The following is a 17381-nucleotide window of genomic DNA, read 5'->3' on the forward strand; positions in this document are numbered from 1 at the left end:
CCGGCGCGGCCTTGAGCCCGTCCGGGGGACCACGTGCGCCAGCTGCCACCGGTCCCGCGCCTGCCCTGGCCCGTCCACCGGTCCTCCCGGGGGCGCGCCGGGCTCTCAGCGCGTCGCCAGGGCCCTCAGCGCGTCGTCACGGACGTCACTGGGTGACGAACTCGGTGAAGTAGATGTCCATCACCTCGTCGTGGTAGGCCTCCTCGACCTCGGTGAGCAGCTCGCCCTTCAGCTCGGCGCGGTGGTCGAGGTCGGCGAGATCCTCCACGCTGCGCCCGGAGAACAGCGAGATCGCCAGGTCCAGCGCCTCGCTGCCGTCGGCCTCGTGCGCGGCGTCGGCGGTCTGCTGCAGGGCGATGCCGAGGCGCAGGTAGGAGCCGTCGGCGAGGTTGATCGACACCGGGTCGAGGGCGACGACGTCGCCCTTCTCGGGCTCGGGCTCCGCGGCCTCGGCGTCGTCGGGCGCGAGGACGAGGAACCACACCGCCGCGGCGGCGGCGAGCAGCAGGACGACCGCCCCGACGACCAGCGGGAGCTTCTTCTTCTTCGGCGGCGCCTCGCTCTCGGCGGGGGCGGTCTTGCTGGCCATGGTCTTCTCCCGGGGTCGTGGGGTGGCGGTGGGCGCGGCGGCGCGGGGGACGGCGGTACGGCCAGCCATCGGTCAGTGCCCCCCCGCGTCGTGGGTCTCGGCGAGGTCGGCTGCGGACGCCTGGACGGGCGGCGCGAGGTCGACGTCGGCGGGGGCCACTTGCACCGCTGGCGGCGCCGCCCCGGTGTCCAGCTCCTCCTGGGCCCTCGGCAGCAGCGCCCGCACCTCGGCGGGCTGGTCGGAGACGACGACGAGGTCGACCCGCCGGTTGCCGTCGAGGGCTGCGGCGTCGTCCCCGGGGTAGAGGGGGCGCGTCTCGCCGTAGCCGACCGCGGTCATGCGCTCCGGCGCGATGCCGTCGGCCTGCAGGTAGCGCACGACGGCGGCCGCCCGGGCGGCGGACAGCTCCCAGTTGCTGGGGTACTGCCCGCCGACGACGGGCAGCGAGTTGGTGTGCCCCTGCAGCTCCAGCAGCTGCGGCGCGCCCGCCAGGACGGGCGCCATGACGTCGACGACCTGCTGGCCCGTGCCGCGGACCACCGCGCTGCTCGGCTCGAAGAAGACGTCGTCGGCGACGATGGCGCCCACCAGCCCGCGGTCGGTGACGCGGAAGTCGACCCGGTCCCCGAGGCCGCCCGAGTCCAGCGCCGCCTGCAGCTCGCGCTCGATGTCGTCCAGCCGGGCCACCTCCTCGCGGGCCGCCTGCATCGCCGGGCCGGAGGCGTCGGCCGCGCTGGCGGTGGAGGCACCGGAGCTGCCCGCCGCGACGTCGACCTGCTCGTTCTGCACGGCCACCTGCGGCGAGGCGGGCGCGGCGACCGAGCCGTTGCTCTCCAGGAGCCCGGAGCCGCCGTCGACCGGGATGGTCGAGCTGGCGCCGACGCCGTCGGCCATGCCCTGGCGCAGCTCGAGGAACTTCTGCGCGTCGACCTGGCTGATGGCGAAGAGCACGATGAAGAGCGCCATCAGCACGGTGATCATGTCGGCGTAGCTGACGAGCCAGCGCTCGTCGGGCCCGTCGTGACCGCCACCGCCGTGCGCGCCGCGCCGGCTGCGCCCGTGCGCCCCGCCGGCGCTCATGCCGCGTCCTTCAGCTCACCCGCCGGCACGAGGCTGGCGAGACGCTGCTTGACCAGGCGCGGGTTCGAGCCGGCCTGGATGGCGAGGACTCCCTCGACCACGAGGTTCATCTGGGCCGCCTCGACCTCGGCCAGCCGCTTGAGGCGGTTGGCGATGGGCATCCAGAACACGTTGGCCGTGAGGACGCCCCAGAGGGTCGCGAGGAAGGCCGCGGCGATCATGTGGCCGAGGCTGCCGGGGTCGGAGAGGTTCTCCAGCACGTGCACGAGCGAGATGACGGTGCCGATGATGCCGACGGTCGGCGCGTAGCCGGCCATGTCGCTGAAGAACTTGGCCCCCCGCGCGTCCGAGGCGGCCTTCTGGTCGCTGCGGTCCAGGAGCATCGTCCGCAGGTCCTCGGGGTCGGTGCCGTCGACGGCGGCCTGCAGGCCGTCGCGCAGGAACTCGTCGTCGACCTCCTTGACGGCGTCCTCCAGCGCGAGCAGGCCCTCGCGTCGGGCCCGCTCGGCGAGCCCGACGATGGTCTCCACCGTCTGGTCCATCTTCTTGGGCGGGGTCAGCAGGGCCTTCTTGAAGGAGCCGCCGATCGCCTTGGCGTCCTTCAGGAGCCCGCCGGCGATGGCGACGCCGAAGGTGCCGCCGAAGACGAGGATCATCGGCGCCGGCAGGAAGATCGCCATGGGGTTGCCGCCCTCGAGGATCATCATCGTGAGGATCGACCCGAGGGCGAAGACCAGACCGGCGATGGTCGCGGGGTCCATCAGGACCTCCTGCGGCGGCGCAGCGGCACGGCCGGCGCGAGCTGGGGGGTGACGTCGGCGGGCCAGTCGGCCGCGCCGGCGGAGACGTCGGTGAGGCCGGGCTCCGGCGCGCGGGCGTCGTCCGCGGTGCCCTCCGCGAGGCGGCGGGCGGTGGCGATGACGGTCGCCCGGAAGTCGGCGACGCGGGCGACGACGTCCTCGAGCGGCTCCGCGACGACGTACTTCGTGCCGTCGAGGAGGGTCAGGACGGTGTCGGGCGTGGACTCGACACGCTCGAGCAGGTCGGGGTTGACCGCGAAGCGTGAGCCCGCGAGGCGGGTCAGGATGATCATGGTGTCCGTCCTTGGCGAGCGGTGGGGCGGTGGTGGTGCCTCACCGCGCGGGGGCCCGTCCGTGGGCCACGTGCTGTCCATCGGCCGCCGCCGGCTCGGGCTGAGCGGGCGGCCGGGTGGCGGTGGAGCCCCCGCGGCGCCGCCGAGCGGGTGCTCGGCGGCGCCGCGCGGCGGTGGTCGCGCACCGTGGGCCGGTGCGCAGCCGGCGACGTCAGCGCTTGAGGTTGACGAGGTCCTGCAGCAGCTCGTCAGAGCTGGTGATGACGCGGGAGTTCGCCTGGAAGCCGCGCTGGGCGATGATGAGGTTGGTGAACTCCTGGGCGAGGTCGACGTTCGACATCTCCAGCGCGCCCGTGGACAGGGTGCCGTTGGCGCCCCCGCCGGGGACGTTGACGGCGACGTCGCCGGAGTTGACGCTCGCGCGGTAGTTCGAGGACCCGGCCTTCTCCAGCCCGCCCGGGTTCGTCACGGTGGCGACGGCGATCTGGGCGACGGCCTGCTGGGTCTGGGTTCCCGCGGCGTCGCGGAAGACGCCGGTGATGACGCCGTCGGAGCCGATCTTGTAGCCGGTGAGGGTGCTGCCCGCCGGGGTGGAGGCGTTGAGGTTGATGGGGGTCATGGCGGCCGCGGTGCCGTGGCCGCCCTGCTCCGCGCCCGTGGCGTCCATCTGCCAGCCCTGCACGAGGTTGCCCTCGGGCGTGACGAGACGGCCCTCGAGGTCGAAGTTGAAGGAGCCGGCGCGGGTGAACATCTGCTCGCCGCCCGCGTTGACGACGAAGAAGCCCTCGCCGTCGACGCGCATGTCGGTGTTGCGGCCCGTCACCTGGGTCGCGCCGTTGCCGAAGTTGGTGCTCATGCCGGCCACGCGGACGCCGAGCCCGACCTGGGAGGGGTTGGTGCCGCCGCGGTTCGGCTCGACGGGCGCCGCAGCGCCCTGGAGCAGCTGGCTGAAGGTGTCCTGGAAGGTCACCTGTGACCCCTTGAAGCCGGTCGTGTTGACGTTGGCGATGTTGTTGCCGGTGACGTCCATCATCATCTGGTGGGCCCGCAGGCCGCTGATGCCGGTGAACAGGGAACGGAGCACGGGGCGCCTCCTCAGGCGGGGTGGTGCTGGGTCGGTCGGGTGGTCGGGCGGGTCGGGCGGCGGGGGTCAGGAGGCCGCCGGCGCGGTCACGCCGGTGACGGAGGAGAGCGGCACGTCGGCGTCGCCGACGCGCAGGAGCGGGCCGTCGGCGGTGAAGCGGACGGCCGAGACGGCCCCGCTCCCCGTGACCTCGGTGACGGGGTCGGTCCAGGCCACCTGCCGGCCGACGAGAGCGGCCGAGGACAGCTGCTGCTGCGAGGCGAAGGCGGCCTGGCTGGACGTGACGAGCGCCGTCAGCTGCTCGACGGTCGTCAGCTGCGAGGTCTGCGCCATCATCTGCGTGGTGTCCATGGGCGAGCTCGGGTCCTGGTAGCGCATCTGCGTCACGAGGAGCTGCAGGAAGGCGTCCTTGTCGAGCGTCTGCTTCGGGACGCGCACGGGGTTGCCGAGGGCGTCCGTCGCCACGCCCGGGGCCTTCGCCGCCGTGGTCGTGCTGGGCGTCACCGCGGTGTAGCCCTGCGGGACCGAGGAGATGCTCGGCACGGTGACCTCCTTTCGTCTGTCTCGACCTGGCCGGGCGAGTGCCGTCCTCCGGACGGCCCTGCGCGGCAGGCCTTCTGCGAGTCCTTCCGGGTGTGCGTCGGCACGTGCGCCTCAGGTCTGGACCTCTGGCGGTGCCCCTGCAGCCCGCGAGCGTCCCGGCGCTGGGCCGAGCGGGTGACGGCGGCGCCGACGGGCCGGGGCGACGGCGCGCCGAGGGTGCGCCGCGACCGACGCCGTGCTCCCGAGAGTGGCCGCAGACGGGCGAGGAGGGACCCGTGCGCGCGGGGTCCAGCGCGGCGGCGGCCTGCCGCCCGCCCGCTCAGACGAGGAGGTCGAGGCGCCCGTCGACGCCGCTGCGGACCGAGACCGGCTTCGGCGCGACGCCACCCGCTCCCGGCGCAGCCAGGGGGGTGCCGTGGGCCCAGCGCGGGGCGCGCTCGCGCCCGCCCGACCAGCCCCCCGCGTCCGGTCGGCCGTCGGGTCGGCCGTCGGGGCTGCCTGACGACGACCCGTCAGGACCGAGGTCGACGGTCGCACCGGTGGCGGCACCCGCCAGGTCGCGGCGCAGCTCGGGCAGGGCGAGGCGCAGCGCCTCACGCCCGGCGTCGCTGGTGGCCAGGAGCTGGACCTGGAGGGCCCCGCCGCTGACCTCGGCGACGACGCGGACGGGGCCGAGGGTCTCCGGCTGCAGCCGGACGACGACGCGGTGGACCCCGTCGCCGAGCCGCCGCAGCGCGACGGCACGAGGGACGAGCTGGTCGGGCAGCCCGCCGCCGGCCCCGGGCTGGGCCGCGGCGGCGACCCAGGCGGCCGGGGCCGACGGGGTCGGCGAGCCCACGGCCGCGACGGCGGGCGCCGCCTGGGCCGCCGGCGACGCCGCGGGAGCTGTGCCCGCCTGGCCCGGGACCGCCGCCGTGGCGGCACCGGGCGCCCCCGCGCCGGCCGGCGACGCGGCCCCCGGTGCGGGGTCCGGAGAGGTGGCCGCCGCCGCGGGGTCGGCGCCCGCCGCCGCGGGACCGCCGAAGGACGGGGACGCGACGACGGGGACGTCTGCAGGGGCGAGGTCCGCGGCGGTGGGACCTGCCGCGGTGACGTCGGCGGCCGCCTGGTCGGCGGGGGCTCTTCCGGGCCCAGCGGTCACAGACCCAGCCGTCGCGGGCCCAGCCGTCGCAGGCGGGGCCGTCGCGGCAGCGGAGGGGCGCTGCGTCCCGGTGGCCTCCGGCGGCGTCCCCACGCCCGCGGGGACCTGCCGCCCGGCCGCTGGTCCCGCGGCCGTCGTGAGGTCGGGCGCGAGGACGCCGGCCGGCCCCTCCCCCGCCGCGCCCTCGGGCGCCGCGGTGCCCGCCGGGCCGGACGTGCCCGGCGGGGCCGACGCGGCAGCGGCAGGCGGGGGCGCGGTCGCCGGGATGGTCGGCTCGGACGAGGGCACGCCGCCCGTCGGGCCAGCGGCAGGTGGGACAGAGGACGGAGGGCCAGAGGACGGAGGGCCAGAGGACGGAGGGCCAGCGGCAGGTGGGCCGGAGGGGTGCGGGGCGGACGCAGGCAGGGCCGACCCGGTGGTGCCACCAGCTCCCGCCATGCCGGCGGAGCCAGCCGTGCTCGTCGCCGCCGCGCCAGGACCCGTCGCCGCCGCGGCGGCGACCGCGCGCGCGTCGACCGGGGCGTCCTTGCTGGACGGGCTGGACGGGCTGGGGCCGGCGGCCGCGGGCACGACGTCCGCACCTGCGGGAGCGGGCGCAGCCGCGGGCCCGGTCGGCACCACCTCGGCGTCACCGCTGCCGCGTCCGGGCACCACCAGCCCTGCGTCGCCGACGGCGTCGGCCAGAGGAGCGCCCCCGGTCGGCGTCGCCGACGCAGCGACGTCGGCGGCGACGGTCGGGAGCGCGGAAGAGGCGTCGCGGTCGCCGGGCACGGGGTCGAGGGACCAGGCGTGGTCGCGGCCGCGCAGGAGGCGCGGGTCCAGCCGGGGACGGTCGCTCCCCTGCTCCGCGGGCCCCGCCGGGCGGTGCGGGGGCGCCGGCCGGGCTCTCGACCCGGCCGGCGGCCGGGGCTCCGGTCGAGCCTCCGACCTGGGCTCCGGCCGGACCTGCCCGGCGAGGACGTCGGCGAAGGCGGGCTCGCCGCCCTCTCGGCCGCCGGCCCGCGCGGCCGGGCCGGCCACCGCGTCCAGCACCCCGCGGGCGGGGCCCCGGCTGCCGGTGGGCACGCCGCCGCCGACCCCGCCGCTCATGCGGCCATCCCGAGGGCGGAGGTGATGGTGCGGACGTAGTGCTGCGTCTCGCGGTAGGGCGGCACGCCGTCGTAGCGGTCGACGGCCCCCGGCCCCGCGTTGTAGGCCGCGAGGGCCAGCGGCACCGAGCCGTCGTAACGGCGCAGGTGCTGCGCGAGCAGGCGCCCGGCGCCGTCGACGGCCTGCGCCGGGTCCATCGGGTCGACGCCGAGGCCCCGTGCCGTCGCGGGCATGAACTGCATGAGGCCCCGCGCACCAGCCGGGGAGACGGCGCGCGGGTTGCCGCCCGACTCCTGCTGCGCGACCGCGGCGAGCAGACCGGCGGGCAGGTCGTAGCGCGCCGTGGCGGCGGCGAAGAGCGGCTCGTAGCCGCGGACCGCGGCGTTCACGTCGCTGCGGATGGCCTCGCCGCGCAGGGCGGCGGGCCGGGCGGCGGCCGCGTCGAGGACTCCCGCGGCCGGCGCGGGGCTCTCGGCGCCGAGGACCCGGCGGATCGCCGTCGGGGTCTCCCAGACCGTCGAGATCGTCACGTCCTGGCCGGTGCGCGGGGCGTGGAGCATCTTCCCGTCGCCGACGTAGATGCCGATGTGGCCGCCGTCGTCCATGACGACGAGGTCGCCGGGGCGCGCGGACGCGAGGTCGGGCACCCGCTCGCCGAGCCGGCCCTGGTCCTTGGCCACGCGGGGCACGTCGACGCCGAGGTCCTTGAAGGCCCGCTGCACCAGGCCCGAGCAGTCGAGCCCCGTCGCCGGGTCGGTCCCGCCCCAGCGGTAGGGGACGCCGAGGTACTTCTTCGCGGCCTCGACGAGCTGCTCGCCGCTCGGGCCGCCCGTGGCGGACCCGGTGCGCTGGGCCGGGACGGCCGCGGCGGGGCCGCCGCCCTGGACGAGCCCGCTGAGCAGGTCGGAGAACTGCTGGGACGAGGCCGCCGTCGACGCCGTGGTGGCCGCCGTGCCGGTGGTGGCCGCCGACGAGGCCGCCGTCGTCACCGGGGCGGGCGGGGCGAGCTGGGCGAGGCGGGACTGGATGTCGGCCAGGCGGGACTGCACCGCGGCGATGCCGCTCACTCGTCGTCCCCCTCGTCGTCGTGCTCGTGCCGGCCGTCCGTGGACGGCGCCCTGCGCAGGTCATCGACGCGGTGCTGCTCGGCCTTGAGGGCTGCCCTGGCCACCTCGGCGGCGTGCCGCGCCTCCAGCTGCTCCAGCGCCTTGGTCCGCGCGCGGGCCGCCGCGAGGACGCCGGCGGCCTCCCTCGCGCCACCGGCGGCGAGCTCGGCCTCCGCCTGGGCCTGCAGCAGGGACACGCGCAGGGCGGAGCGGGCGGCGACGGCCCCGGCCCAGCCGGCCGCGCCACGGTCGCTGAGCTCGTGCGCGCCGAGGACGGCGCGGGCCTCGGCGTGCAGCTGCGTGGCCGCTCGCGCCGCGCCCGCGGCGCGCGCCGCGTCCGCGGCGACGAGCTTCTCCTGGGTCCGGCGCACGCGCAGCAGCCCGGCGAGCCGGAAGCCGCTCATGCGCTGCCCGCCAGCGCGAGTCCGGGACGTCCGTCGTAGAGCCCGGCGGCGGGCGACAGCGGCGGTGAGGGCGGCGGCGGGGCGTCGGGGTCGAGCAGCCGGGCGAGGCCGGAGAGGGCCGCCCAGGAGGTCTCGACGTCGGCGACCGTGTCGACGGCCTGGGTGAGGAAGGCCCGGGTCGAGGGCGCCGCCGCGAGCGCCGCGTCGACGAGCGGGTCCGCGCCGGGCACGTAGGCCCCCACGTCGACGAGGTCCTGGGCGTCGCGGCGCGCGGCGAGCGCCCGCCGCACGGCGGCGGCGTCGCTGCGCTGGTCCGGCGTCGTCACCCGGGAGGCGACGCGCGAGACGGAGCCGAGCACGTCGACGCTCGGGAAGTGCCCGGCGGTCGCGAGCTTGCGGTCGAGGACGACGTGGCCGTCGAGGATGGAGCGGGCGGCGTCGGCCACCGGCTCGTCGTGGTCGTCGCCGTCGACGAGGACGGTGTAGATGCCGGTGATGGAGCCGGTGACGCCGGGCCCGGCCCGCTCCAGCAGGCGCGGGAGCAGCGCGAAGACCGACGGCGGGTACCCGCGCGTGGCCGGCGGCTCGCCGACCGACAGCCCGATCTCGCGCTGGGCCGTGGCCACCCGCGTGAGCGAGTCCATCATCAGCAGGACCGACAGGCCCATGTCGCGGAAGTGCTCGGCGACGGCGGTCGCCGTCGCGGCGGCCCGCAGGCGCACGAGCGGGGGCTCGTCGCTCGTGGCGACGACGACGACGCTGCGGGCCAGGCCCTCAGGGCCGAGGTCCTCCTCGAGGAACTCGCGCACCTCCCGGCCGCGCTCGCCGACCAGGGCGAGCACGACGACGTCGGCCTGCGCCCCGCGGGCGACCATCGAGAGCAGGCTCGACTTGCCGACGCCGGAGCCGGCGAACAGGCCGAGCCGCTGGCCGCGGCCGGCCGGCACGAGCGTGTCGAGCGCGCGGACGCCGAGCGGGAGCGGCTCGACGACGCGCTGGCGGGAGAGCGCGGGCGGCGGCGGGGCGTCCAGCGGCACCTCGACGAGGTCCGCGGGCAGCGGGGCGCCGTCGAGCGGGGCGCCGAGGCCGTCGAGGACCCGGCCGAGCAGGCCGGGGCCGACCTTCGCGGTGAGGCGGCGGGCGACCCGCAGCACGGGGTCGCCGGCGGCCAGCCCCTCGGCGCGGCCCAGCGGCATGCAGGCGAGCACCCCGCCGCGCACGCCCACGACCTCCGCGCGCACGACGTCGGCGCCGCGCCCGACCTGGAGCACCTCGCCGATGCCGGCGCTCAGCCCGACGACCTCGACGGCCAGTCCGCTGACCGCGCGGACGCTGCCGAGCTCCAGCGGCGCGGCGGCGCGCACCGCGGCGGCGAGGCGCGAGCGCAGCGCCTGGGCCCCCACCGGCAGCGCCGGCACGGCGACCGGGGCGGCGCTGCGCGGCAGCGGCACGGGGGTGGCGCCGAGCGGCGCCACGACCTCGAGCGGCTGCGGCGTCGCGCCCGCCCGCTCCCGCACGCCGCGCTGGGTGGGGGCGCTCCAGCGCTGGCCGAGCGGCGTCGTCGGCCGCTCGGCCTGCAGCGCCTCCGCGACCGTGCTCGCCGGAGAGATGGAGGGGCTCGCCGGAGAGATGGAGGGGCTCGCCGGAGGGGGGCTGTTCGGGTGGCCGGCGGCGCTGCGCCCGCTCACGAGCCGGCGCCGAGCAGGACCTCGCGCGCGCGGTCCACCGCGGCGCGCAGGCGGGCGTCGACGCTGCCGCCGGGGTGCTCGGCGATGGCGTCGCCCCGCTCCAGCGAGGGGTCGGCGACCAGCTCGACCCGGTCGGGCACCTCGCCCGCGGCGCGCACCTCGACGAGGTCGCCGGGGTGCAGGCGGACGACGACGGCGCCCGCCGGCGGGCAGGGCGCGAGCGCCCGCAGCAGGGCGGCCCTGGCCCCGGCGCCCCCGCGGACCTCGGCGCCCACGACGGCCGTGGCCAGCTCGATGCCGGTGCGCGCCAGGGCGTCGGTGCACTCGCCGATGACGGGCACGTGCCGGGCGTCGAGGTCAGCCGTCGCGCGCAGCAGGGCGAGCAGCGCGCTGCGGGCCTGCTCCCGCTCGCGGGCCCGCTCGGCGAGGCGCCGCTCCAGCTCGGCGTCCAGCGCGGCCTGGGCCCGCTGCGCCGCGGCTGCGGCACCGGCCGCCCAGCCGGAGGCGTAGCCCGCGGCGTAGCCGGCGGCCCGCCCGTCGCCGCGCCCCTCCCCGCCGCTGCTGCCGGCACCCCGGACGCTGTCCGCGCCGACGAGCCACGGCGCCGGGCGCGGCGGCCCGTCCTGCCGCGGGAGCGGGAAGGTCATGGTCCCCGCCCGGTCAGGAGACGTACTCATCAGCACCCTCTCGTCGCAGGACGATCTCGCCGGAGGCCTCCAGGCCGCGGATGACCGCGACGACGGCGCCGCGGGCCTCCTCGACGTCGGACAGCCGCACGGCGCCGAGGAGGTCGATCTCCTCGAGGAGGTTCTCGCGGGCCCGCTCGGAGACGTTGGAGAGCACCTTGTCGCGGGTGGCCTCCTCGGTGCCCTTGAGGGCGAGCGCCAGGGTGGCCGTCTCGACCTGGCGGGCCAGGAGCTGGACCGCCTTGTCCTCCAGGCCGGTGATGTCGTCGAAGACGAACATCTTCTGCCGCACCGCCTCCGCGAGCTCGGGGTCGCGGGCGTCGAGGCCCTCGAGGACGAGCTTCTCCGTCGCCGGGTCGGCCCGGGCGAGCAGGTCGACGAGCGGCTGGAGACCGCCGACGGGCGCGGTGGAGGCCGCCGTCGGGATGATCCGCGAGCTGCGGCGGGAGAGGTCCTCGGCCACGAGCGCCACGAGGTCGGGGTCCGGGCGGTCCATCACCGCGAGGCGGTGGGCGATCTCGGTCTGCGTGGCGGCCGGCAGGCCCGCGAGCACGGTGGAGGCCTGCGGCGGCGAGAGGTGGGCGAGGACGAGCGCCGTCGTCTGGGCGTGCTCGCCGGAGAGGAAGCTGAGGATCTGGCGCGGCTCCATGCCCAGGAGGAAGTCGAAGACCTTGCCGGGCGTCGCGATGGCGACCCGCTCCAGGACGTCCTCGGCGCGCCCCGACCCGAGGGTGGCCTCGAGGATGTCGCGGGCGACGGACATGCCGCCGCGCGCGACGTGGCTCGAGCCGGCGCGCGCGAGGTCGCGGAACTCGGAGATGACGCCGTCGGCGGTCTCCGGGTCCAGCGCCCCCAGGCGGGCGATCTCGGCGGCCAGCTCCTCGACCTCGACCGGGCCCATGCGGGCCAGGACCCGCGCGGCCTGCTCGCGGCCGAGCTGGACGAGCACCACGGCGGCCTTCTGGCTGCTCGTCAGCGCCAGGTCCGAGCCGGACCGGACGGCGAGGGCGGTCATCGCTGGTCCGCCGTGAGCCAGCTGCGCAGCAGCCCGGCCACCTCGTCGGGGTCACGCTCGGCGAGGTCGACGACCTGCTCGCGGGCGAGGGCCGCCGAGTCCTTCGGCAGCTGCTCCAGCGCCGGGCGCTGCAGGGGGATCTCCGCGACGGGCGCGGCGGGGGGCGGCACGGGGGCGGGGAGGGCCTCCATCGCGCCGAGGTCGTAGTCCTCCTCCTCGGCCTCTCGCCGCAGGCGCCGACGCCGGCGCAGGGCCGCGACGCCCGCGACGAGCAGCAGCAGCAGGACGACCAGCAGCACCGCGGCGGTCTGCAGGAGCGTCGTGCGCTCGGCCGCGGCCGCCGCGGCGTCCGCCGCCGCGGCGGCCTCGGCGGCGGCCTCCGCGCCGGCCGTGTCGAAGGGCATCTGGGACACGCTGACGACGTCGCCCCGGGCCGGGTCGACACCGGCGGCCGCCGTGACGGCCTCCTGCAGGGCCTGCATGTCGACGGCCCGTGACGCCTCGGTGTCGACGACGACCGAGACCGACTGCCGGCGGACGGCGCCCGGCGCGGACTGGGTCTGCGTCGTCGTCTTGTTGACCCCGTTCTGGCGGTCCGTGGAGCTGCTCGTGTAGCCGCCGGCCGTGCCGTCGGTGGCCTCCGTCGCGGCGTTCGGCACGGCGATGTTGTCCGGCCCGAGGATGCCTGTCCCGCCGAGCTGGCCGCCGACGAGGGCGCCGCCGGCACCGGTGTACTCCTCCTCGGCGCCGTTCTCGGTGAGGGCGAGCGGGCCCCCCTCGGGCTGGGTGAACTCCTCGGCCGTGCTGACGACGTCGTCGAAGTCCAGGTCGGCGGTGACGGTGGCGACGGCCTTGCCGGGCCCGACGACGCGGTCGAGCACCTGCTGCAGGGCGGCCGCGACACGGGCCTCGTAGTCGGCGGTCTGGGACTCCCGCAGGCCTCCCGCCGCGCCGCCGCCAGCACCGGCGGCGGAGAGCAGCGTGCCCTCGCCGTCGACGACCGTGACGTCCTCCGGGCTCATGCCCTCCACGCTGGAGGCGACGAGGTTGAGGACCGACTGCACCTGCGTGCGCGAGAGCGTCTGGCCCGGTCGGGTCTGCACGAGCACCGAGGCGGTCGGGGTGCCGGCCGTGTCGGCGAAGACGTCGTCCTCGGGGATGGCCAGCTGCACGCGGGCGCTCTCGACGCTGCTGATGGAGCCGATGGTCGTGGCGAGCTCGCCCTCCAGGGCTCGCTGCCACGAGGTCCGCTGCTGGAACTGCGACGCCGTGACGCCCTGCTCGTCGAGGAGCGCGTACCCGGTGCCGGCGTCGCCGGGCAGGCCGGCGGCCGACATGTCCAGGCGCAGGGCGTACACCTGGTCCTGCGGCACGAGGATGGTCGCGCCGCCGTCGGCGAGCTCGTACGGCGTGCCGCTGGAGTCGAGCTGCTCGGTGATGGCTCCGGCGTCGCTCATGGCCAGGTTGGAGAAGAGCGGCGTCATCGTCGGCTCGCTGGCCCAGCGGTAGAACATCGCCCCGCCGAGCACGAGGCCCGCGACGCCGAGGACGGCGATGACCTTCTGCGCGGCCGTGAAGGCCCCGAACGTCGAGCCGACCCGGCGGAGTGGCTCCAGGGCTCCTGCTGCGCTGCCCATCAGGCCTGCAACCTCATGATCTCGGTGAAGGCGTCGACCGCCTTGTTGCGGACGGCGACCGTGAGCTCGGTGGCGAGCTTGGCCTGGTTCGCCGCGATGACGTAGTCGTGGACGTCGGTGAGGTCACCGGTCGCCGCCTGCACGGCCTTCGCGTCGGCGGTGGCCTCCATCGCCTGGACGCTGCCGAGGCCCTGGGCCATCGCCGCCCCGAAGGCGCGGGTGACGTCGGCGGAGCCGGCCGGCTCCTCGACGAGCCCGGGCGGGGTGAGCGCGCCGGTCGGCATCGACGGCAGGCTCGGGCGCACGCCGGCGGTGGCGCCGCCCACGGCCTCGATCCCCATGACGCTCATCCGCCGGACCCGATCCGGAGGGCCGCGAGGTAGGTCTCGCGGGCGCGGTCGACGACGGCGAGGTTCGCCTGGTAGCCACGCTGAGCCATGATCATCTGGGACATCTGGCTGGAGAGGTCGATGTCCGGGTAGCGCACGTAGCCGTCGTCGTCGGCGAGCGGGTGATCGGGCTCGTAGACCATGCGCCCCTCCGCCGACGAGGCGTTGACGGCGCCCGCGACCCGCACGCCGCCCGTGCCGGCGCCGTAGTCGACGGCCTCGACCAGGACCCGCTTCTCCTGGTAGGCCGCCTCGTCGCTGGCGCGGGCCGTGTTGACGTTGGCGATGTTGTCGCTGACGGCGTCGAGCCACTTGCGGTGCACGGTCGCGCCGGTGCCGGCGATGCCGATGGCCGAGAAGATGGTCACTGAGTCCTCATCGCCGTGCGCAGGAGGGACATGCGGTCGGTGACGGCCTGGGTGAGCAGCTGGTACCGCAGGACCGTGTCGGTGTTCGAGATCGACTCGGTGTCGAGGTTCACGTTGTTGCCGTCCTCGCGGGTCGGCTCGAGCGAGCGGACCGTGGTCGGGCCGGTGGCGCCGACGCGGCGCGCCTCACCGGTGCGGACGGCGTCGCGCAGGGAGTCCTCGAACTGCACCCGCCCGGCGAGGAAGCCCGGGGTGTCGATGTTGGCCACGTTGTCCGCGGTCGCCCGCTGGCGGGCCGCGAGGCCGCCGAGGGCGACCCGCAGCGCTGTGCTCGTGATGTCGGAGAACACCGGGCGGTCCTGCCTCTGCTCGATCGCCCGCGAGGGCGAGGTGCGTGGCCGGTCCGTGGCCGAGGATGAGCTGTCCTTGCTCACAGGTGATCTCGGCGGTCGCGCTGCTCCGCTTGAGCGACGGCCGTCTGGGTGGCGGGCCGCTGCGCCAGGTGGGTGAGCCGTCGGCGCGCCTGCTGGCGGGCTGCCCTCGGCAACCTCGCCCGCCTCCCAGACCCACGCTCGCGCAACCTTTCCCGCCCTCTTCCGCGATGCGACCTTGACGCGTCACCCTCCTCCCGCGACGCGCCGCGCGGACGCCGAGAGCCCGCCGCAGCAGGCTGCGACGGGCTCGGGGGCGAGGGTCCTCAGAGGGCGACGTCGAGGTAGACGGCGGGGCTGCCACCGCGGTGCTGGGCGCGGGCGTCGGCGAGGGCACCGGCGGCGCGGGCCTGGCGCCGGTTGAGGACGAGCGCCCGGCCGATCGCCTCGGCGGCGCGGGCCTGGCGGTCGGCCAGGGCGCGGGCCCGGTCGGCCAGCGGCAGCGGGAGGGGCCCGAGGCCGACGGGTGGGACCCACGGGCTGCGAGGCGCCGGGTCGGGCAGCTCGCCCTGGCGGTGCAGGCGGGCGAGCAGCTCCTCGGCGGCGGCGACCTCGACCTCGAGCTCGGTCAGGGCGGCCTCCCAGCTCGCCGTGAAGTCGGCGGGCCCATCCACCTGCACGGGGACGGCGGTCGTCGGGGCCTCGCCGCGGGGCCGACCCCCCGCGGGGGCAGGGCGGCGGGTCGGGGTCGGGGGTCGGCGCGGGGCCGGCACCGGCGCGACGACGCCGACGTCCCGGGTCGCGGGCCGAGCTCCGGTGCTCGCCGACATCGCGGCCTCAGGCGCTGACGCTGAGGAGGCCGCCGGCGGGCGCGGAGCTGCCGGCGCGCTGGGCGGGGACGGCCGGGGCGCCCTGCCCGACCTGGGCGGCAGCCTGGTGCCAGGCCTCGCGCAGCGGCTCGACGACGGCACGGCAGGACGCCGTGCGGGCGGGGTCACCGGTGACGTTGGCCTCGACGAGCTCGGAGGCCAGGAAGGTGTACAGCCCGGCCAGGCCTGCGGCTCCCGCCCAGGCGCCGGAGGTGTCGAGGCTGGCGTGCAGCTCGGTGACGACGTCCTGGGCGTGCTGGAGCTGGGTGTTGGCCTCTCCCCGGTCGCCGGTCTCCTGCGCCCGCTCGGCGCGGGAGAGGTCGAGGACGAGCCGGTCGTAGAGCATCGTCAGCAGCTTGGCCGGCGACGCCGTGGCGACGGCGTCCGCCATGAAGCGGGCGCGTGCGGCGGCGGGGTTGTGCACGGTGGTCCTCTCGTCGTCCGCCCCCGGTCGGGGCGGTGGGTGGGGTGGACGTCAGCCGCTGCGCGGCAGCAAGGGGCAGGTCAGCTGCTGCTCCAGCTCGGGAGACCGGAGATCTGGCTGGCGAGGTACCCGGACTGCGCCTGCAGGCCCGAGAGAGCCGTCTCCAGCGCGGCGAACTGCCGCTCGAGCGTGCTGCGTCGCAGCGCCAGGCGGGTGTCCCAGCGCTCGACCTGCTCGGTGAGGTCCGAGACCGTGCTGCGCCGACCGGTGATCGAGGTGGTCATGGTCCCGGTCGTCGGGTCGCTGGCCGCCGTGGCCGCCCCGGACAAGCGCTCGGCGAGGCCGGTGAGCAAAGACTGGGCCTTGGCCGGGTCGGCCGCCACGAGAGCGTCGAAACGGGCCTGGTCGAAGGAGAGCGTGCCGTCGCGGGAGAGCTCGATGCCCGCCTCCGCCGGGGAGACGCCGCTGGCGGTGACGGCTGAGAGCAGCGCCGAGATCGTGCCGCGGACCGCGCCGTCCCCAGCCAGCGGACCTGCGGTGCTCTTGCCACCGCTGGACGTCGCCGGCGTGGTGGCGCTCTGGCTGCGCAGCTCGGAGAGGGCCACGTTGACGGAGTCGACGAGATTCTTGGCGGCGGTCGACGCCGCGGAGGAGTCCTGGGCCACCGAGACGGTGACGTCCTGCTGCTCGGAGCCCGGGAGCACCTTGATCGAGACGCCGGGGAGCAGGTCGTCGAAGCTGCCCGTGGCCGAGGCCACGAGGAAGCCCCCGCCCAGGTCGACCACCGCGTCCTGGCCGGGGCGCACGACCTGGGTCGGGACGTCGTCGGCGAGGCCGGTGAGCTCGAACTGCGAGGCGCTGCCCGTCGTGGTGGCCGAGACCTGCAGCCGGTACTCCCCCGGCGAGGTCTGGATGACGGTGGCCCGCATGCCGAGCTCGGCGCTGGCGTTGATGGCGGCGGCGACGTCGCGGACGGTGCCGTTGCCGCCGACGAGGAGCCGGACGGCGTCCGTGCCGGCGCTGGGGAACTCGACAGCGACCTCGTAGGGAGGGCCCGGGACGACGGTGGCGTCTGCGGCGACCGGCGCCGTCGCGAGGGAGTGCGCCCCCGCGACCTGCTGGACCGTGAAGGTGGTCGAGCCGGGCCGACTGTCGCTCGAGGCGACGGCGGTAGCACTCACGCCCGTGGAGCTGGAGCTCGTGGTCGTCGCCGTCCAGGCGGTCCCCGCCACCTGGGTCCCGGCGAAGGTGGTGGGGAGGATCTTCGCCGCCGCGCTGGTGATCGAGGACAGCCGGGTGTTGATCGACTGGAGGGCGGAGATCTGCTTCTCCGCCGCGCTCACCCTCGTCTTCAGCTGGGTCTGGGACGCCGACTCGACGGCCATGAGCTGGCTGACGATGGTGGTCGTGTCGAGGCCGCTCGACAGGCCTCCGATGGAGAGTCCTCCAGCCATGACGATCTCCTGGTCGTGTCTGGTGCTGCGGGTGGGGTGGGGCCGTCTGCCCTGGTCATGCGTCCGCCGGGAGGCGGGCTCGTGTGTCCATCGGCGCCCGGGGAAGAGGACCTGAGGGTGGGCTGCGCAGCGTGCACGGACGGCGCATCGGCCGACTCCGGCGTCGTCCCCGGACGCCCTCCACGGCGGGACGCCGACGGCGGGCCGGGCCGGAAGGCCCGACCCGCCGCTGCGGGTGGTGCTGGTGCTGGCGTACTGGTGGTGCCGTGCTGACAGGGCGGGATGGGTCCGGCTCACGCCGGACCCATCCGGGTCAGCGCAGGAGGGACAGGACGCCCTGGCCCATCTGGT

General features: G+C 76.7%; 19 protein-coding genes. All 19 read right to left on the reverse strand.

What is annotated here, in order from left to right; all coding sequences use genetic code 11:
• Positions 1–145 precede the first annotated feature (145 nt).
• Positions 146–589, reverse strand: coding sequence for a flagellar basal body-associated FliL family protein (locus WDV86_RS02755; protein WP_339566059.1), 444 nt, complete (start codon positions 587–589; stop codon positions 146–148).
• Positions 590–661: 72 nt separating this feature from the next.
• Positions 662–1669: a flagellar motor protein MotB gene (locus WDV86_RS02760; RefSeq protein WP_339566060.1), complete on the reverse strand. Its 1008-nt coding sequence runs from the start codon at positions 1667–1669 to the stop codon at positions 662–664.
• Complete coding sequence (locus WDV86_RS02765) at positions 1666–2430, reverse strand: motility protein A (protein ID WP_339566061.1); 765 nt, start codon at positions 2428–2430, stop codon at positions 1666–1668. The genes WDV86_RS02760 and WDV86_RS02765 overlap by 4 nt, the downstream gene beginning before the upstream one ends.
• Positions 2430–2762, reverse strand: a complete 333-nt coding sequence (locus WDV86_RS02770; protein WP_339566062.1) for a flagellar FlbD family protein — start codon at positions 2760–2762, stop codon at positions 2430–2432. Before WDV86_RS02770 ends, WDV86_RS02765 begins: the two co-directional genes overlap by 1 nt.
• 211 nt (positions 2763–2973) lie before the next feature.
• Positions 2974–3846 carry a flagellar hook-basal body complex protein gene (locus WDV86_RS02775; protein ID WP_339566063.1) on the reverse strand — a complete coding sequence of 291 codons (873 nt, stop codon included), beginning with the start codon at positions 3844–3846 and terminating at the stop codon, positions 2974–2976.
• 66 nt (positions 3847–3912) lie between these two features.
• Positions 3913–4389: a flagellar hook assembly protein FlgD gene (locus tag WDV86_RS02780; protein ID WP_339566064.1), complete on the reverse strand. Its 477-nt coding sequence runs from the start codon at positions 4387–4389 to the stop codon at positions 3913–3915.
• A gap of 319 nt (positions 4390–4708) precedes the next feature.
• Positions 4709–5530: a flagellar hook-length control protein FliK gene (locus WDV86_RS02785; RefSeq protein ID WP_339566065.1), complete on the reverse strand. Its 822-nt coding sequence runs from the start codon at positions 5528–5530 to the stop codon at positions 4709–4711.
• Between the two features lie 1085 nt (positions 5531–6615).
• The gene (locus tag WDV86_RS02790; RefSeq protein WP_339566066.1) at positions 6616–7686 is read right to left on the reverse strand and encodes a transglycosylase SLT domain-containing protein; all 1071 of its coding nucleotides are present in this window, start codon (positions 7684–7686) and stop codon (positions 6616–6618) included.
• A complete protein-coding gene (locus WDV86_RS02795; protein ID WP_339566067.1) occupies positions 7683–8129 on the reverse strand; it encodes a hypothetical protein in 447 nt (148 codons plus the stop codon). The genes WDV86_RS02790 and WDV86_RS02795 overlap by 4 nt, the downstream gene beginning before the upstream one ends.
• Complete coding sequence (locus WDV86_RS02800; RefSeq protein WP_445262916.1) at positions 8126–9517, reverse strand: FliI/YscN family ATPase; 1392 nt, start codon at positions 9515–9517, stop codon at positions 8126–8128. Before WDV86_RS02800 ends, WDV86_RS02795 begins: the two co-directional genes overlap by 4 nt.
• Before the next feature lie 296 nt (positions 9518–9813).
• Positions 9814–10494 (reverse strand): FliH/SctL family protein, encoded by a 681-nt coding sequence (locus WDV86_RS02805; protein WP_339566069.1) that lies wholly within the window; start codon positions 10492–10494, stop codon positions 9814–9816.
• Positions 10478–11518 carry a flagellar motor switch protein FliG gene (fliG, locus tag WDV86_RS02810; protein WP_339566070.1) on the reverse strand — a complete coding sequence of 347 codons (1041 nt, stop codon included), beginning with the start codon at positions 11516–11518 and terminating at the stop codon, positions 10478–10480. The genes WDV86_RS02805 and fliG overlap by 17 nt, the downstream gene beginning before the upstream one ends.
• Positions 11515–13155 carry a flagellar basal-body MS-ring/collar protein FliF gene (fliF, locus tag WDV86_RS02815; protein WP_339566071.1) on the reverse strand — a complete coding sequence of 547 codons (1641 nt, stop codon included), beginning with the start codon at positions 13153–13155 and terminating at the stop codon, positions 11515–11517. The genes fliG and fliF overlap by 4 nt, the downstream gene beginning before the upstream one ends.
• Positions 13155–13505, reverse strand: coding sequence for a flagellar hook-basal body complex protein FliE (locus WDV86_RS02820; RefSeq protein WP_339566072.1), 351 nt, complete (start codon positions 13503–13505; stop codon positions 13155–13157). Before WDV86_RS02820 ends, fliF begins: the two co-directional genes overlap by 1 nt.
• Positions 13502–13912 carry a flagellar basal body rod protein FlgC gene (gene flgC / locus WDV86_RS02825; RefSeq protein WP_339566073.1) on the reverse strand — a complete coding sequence of 137 codons (411 nt, stop codon included), beginning with the start codon at positions 13910–13912 and terminating at the stop codon, positions 13502–13504. The genes WDV86_RS02820 and flgC overlap by 4 nt, the downstream gene beginning before the upstream one ends.
• A complete protein-coding gene (locus WDV86_RS02830) occupies positions 13909–14262 on the reverse strand; it encodes a flagellar basal body rod protein FlgB (protein ID WP_339566074.1) in 354 nt (117 codons plus the stop codon). The genes flgC and WDV86_RS02830 overlap by 4 nt, the downstream gene beginning before the upstream one ends.
• Before the next feature lie 347 nt (positions 14263–14609).
• A complete protein-coding gene (locus tag WDV86_RS02835) occupies positions 14610–14963 on the reverse strand; it encodes a hypothetical protein (protein ID WP_339566075.1) in 354 nt (117 codons plus the stop codon).
• A 157-nt stretch (positions 14964–15120) separates the two neighbouring features.
• Complete coding sequence (fliS, locus tag WDV86_RS02840; protein WP_339566076.1) at positions 15121–15576, reverse strand: flagellar export chaperone FliS; 456 nt, start codon at positions 15574–15576, stop codon at positions 15121–15123.
• Positions 15577–15656: 80 nt separating this feature from the next.
• On the reverse strand, positions 15657–17030 hold the full coding sequence (fliD, locus tag WDV86_RS02845; protein WP_339566077.1) for a flagellar filament capping protein FliD: 1374 nt from the start codon (positions 17028–17030) through the stop codon (positions 15657–15659).
• Between the last annotated feature and the right edge of the window lie 351 nt (positions 17031–17381).

It is taken from the genome of Pseudokineococcus sp. 1T1Z-3, assembly GCF_037482365.1.
Lineage (GTDB): Bacteria > Actinomycetota > Actinomycetes > Actinomycetales > Quadrisphaeraceae > Pseudokineococcus.